This window comes from Nocardia carnea NBRC 14403, assembly GCF_000308515.1.
Classification (GTDB): domain Bacteria; phylum Actinomycetota; class Actinomycetes; order Mycobacteriales; family Mycobacteriaceae; genus Nocardia; species Nocardia carnea.
This window is the reverse complement of record NZ_BAFV01000060.1, coordinates 1-3,036: the sequence shown is the minus strand read 5'-3', so window position 1 is coordinate 3,036 and position 3,036 is coordinate 1. Positions and strand designations below refer to the sequence as shown.

Sequence of the window (3,036 nt, the reverse complement as noted above, 5' to 3'; positions counted from 1 at the left end):
GGACCGGCAGCGCGCCGGTGGTGGTGCTCGACGATCTGGATCTCGGTGGTTTCGATACCGCTGCGGTTGCGGACACCGAGCGCGTATCTCCGTTGCGTGCGTCGAATACGGCGTATGTGATCTTCACTTCGGGTTCGACGGGCCGCCCGAAGGGGGTGGCGGTGCCGCATGCGGCGATCGTGAACCAGTTGCGCTATATCCGAGCCGAATTCGCGATGGACGCCTCGGACGCGATTCTGTTGAAGACCGCGGCCACATTCGACTTGTCGGTGTGGGAGTTCTGGACCGCCGCGGCGTGTGGTGGCCGGATGGCCATCGCCTCCCCGGACGGTCATCGCGACCCTGCCTACCTCAACACCCTCATGCGCCGCGAAGGCGTGACCACCTTGACGGTGGTTCCTTCGATGCTGGATGCGCTGCTGCTCACCGACGAAGGCATGCCTCTGTCGTTGCGCCGGGTGCTGGCCATCGGTGAGGCGTTGCCGGCGGCTACCGCGCAGCGGATGCTCGCCGATTATGCGGGTGTGGGGTTGTTCAACCTCTATGGCCCGACCGAGGCCGCGGTGTCGATCACGACGCACCGGGTCACGCCGGCGGATACGGTATCGGTGCCGATCGGTGCGCCGCAGTGGAATTCCCGCGTGTATGTGCTGGACGGCCGGTTGCAGCCGGTTCCCGATGGTGTATCCGGTGAGTTGTATCTGGCCGGTGTGCAGTTGGCGCACGGGTATTTCGGTCGCGTGGATCTGAGTGCGGAGCGGTTCGTGGCCGATCCGTTCGCGGCCGGTGAGCGGATGTATCGCACGGGTGACCTGGTTGCGTGGAATCGTGATGGTGGTTTGGAGTATCGGGGTCGTACCGATTTCCAGGTCAAGATTCGTGGTTTCCGGATCGAGCTGGGTGAAATCGAAGCCGCACTCCTTGCCTTGCCGGAGATCGCGCAGGCGGCGGTTGTCGCGAAGTCGGATCTCCGGACCGGTGACCGCCTCGTCGGCTACGTTGTCCCGGTAGCCGCCACCGGTGTCCGGGTGGATGCGGCTCGTATCCGGTCCGAACTGGCGCAGCAGTTGCCGTCGTACATGGTTCCCGCGGCGTTCGTGGAACTCGATGCGCTGCCGTTGAATGTCAACGGCAAGCTGGACCGTAAAGCATTACCGGAACCCGAGTTCGAGACGCGGGAGTTCCGGGCGCCGTCGACTCCGATCGAGGAGATCGTGGCGAATACCTTCGCCGAGGTCCTGGGTGCCGATCGCGTCGGTGCCGATGACGATTTCTTCGCCCTCGGTGGTAATTCGCTGGTCGCGACGCAGGTTGCGGCGCGGTTGAGCAAGGCGTTGGATACGACTGTCCCGGTCCGTGCGCTGTTCGAAGCCCCCACTGTCGCCGGTTTGGCCGTACGGGTCGAACAGCACGCCGGAACCGGCGGGCGGGCGGCGTTGGTGCCGCAGCCGCGGCCGACCCGGGTCACCGAGTCGGGTGAGGTTCAGGACGCGGTGCCGTTGTCGCTGGCGCAGCGGCGGATGTGGTTCCTGAACCGCTTCGACAGCGATACGGCGGCCTACAACATTCCGCTCGCGATCCGGTTGTCCGGTGAACTCGATATCGAGGCCATGCGGGCGGCGGTCGCGGACCTGGTGGCGCGGCACGAGGTGCTGCGCACGGTGTACCCGGATACCGAGTCGGGTCCGGTGCAGGTCGTCCTGCCGGTCGGCCGGGCGGTACCGCAGCTCGCGGTGCGGTCGGTGGCCGCCGCGGAGGTCGTTGCGGCCGTTGCGGAATTGGCGTCGACCGGTTTCGACGTAACCGATGAGGTCCCGCTGCGGGTCGCACTGTTCCAGGTGGGCGAACCAGCGGATCCCGCTCTCGGCGCCGAGGTGCCGGCCGGTGAATTCGTGCTGGCGATGGTGGTGCACCACATCTCCGGTGACGGTTCCTCGGTCGCCCCGCTGGCCCGGGACGTGATGACCGCCTATGCCGCGCGGATCGCAGGGGAGGCGCCGGGCTGGGCGCCGTTGCCGGTGCAGTACGCCGATTTCAGTATCTGGCAGCGCAACCTGCTGGGCGACGAATCCGATCCGGGTTCGCTGGCAGCCGAGCAGATCGGGTACTGGGAGTCGGCGCTGGCCGGCATTCCGGATCAGCTCGATCTCCCGGCCGATCGTCCGCGTCCGGCGGTGCAGTCCTACAGCGGCGGCCAGGTCGCGGTCGAGATCGACGCCGAGATCCACGCCGGTTTGCAGCGGGTGGCGCAGCAGCAGAATGCCACCTTGTTCATGGTGGCGCATACCGCGTTCGCGGTCCTGTTGTCGCGACTGTCGGGCACGGACGACATCACTATCGGTACTCCGATCGCGGGTCGTGGTGAGCAGGCGCTCGAGGACCTGATCGGTATGTTCGTGAACACGCTGGTGTTCCGGACGCAGCTGGATCAGGGTGAGGCGTTCACTGATTTGCTGGCGCGTCAGCGTGAGGTGGATCTGCAGGCGTTCGCGCATGCGGATGTGCCGTTCGAGCGTTTGGTGGAGGTGCTGAATCCGGTTCGTTCGACGGCTCGGCATCCGTTGTTCCAGGTGGGTTTCTCGTTCCAGAACCTGGCGCAGTCGAGTCTGGAACTGCCCGGTCTGACGGTTTCCGGTGTCGATATCGATACCGAGATCTCCCAGTTCGACCTGCACCTGATCATCGGTGACGACTACGACAGCACCGGTGCACCGAACGGAGTCAGCGGCCACCTGACCTACGCCACCGATCTGTTCGACCGCGCCACCGCACAGGAATTCGTCGACCGCTTCGTGCGGCTGCTGGGCGAGATCATCGCGACGCCGGAGTCCGCGGTCGGCGAGCTGGATATTCTGGCTTCCGCGGAGCGCGCGGCACTGGCAGAGCGTAATTCGACGGCCCGGGAGCTGGATTCCGGCGACACCTTGGTATCGCTGCTGGATGCTACGACGGCCGCCCATCGAGGCGCGGTGGCGTTGGTGGCTGCTGATGGTTCGCAGGTGACCTATGCCGAGTTGGGGGCGCGGGTCAATGGTT

1 protein-coding gene is annotated in these 3,036 nt (G+C 65.8%); it reads left to right on the top strand.

The annotated features are described in order from the left end of the window. Nucleotides 1–3,036: non-ribosomal peptide synthetase (locus ON22_RS22570; RefSeq protein ID WP_043740497.1), on the top strand; the 3,036-nt coding region annotated here is incomplete at both ends.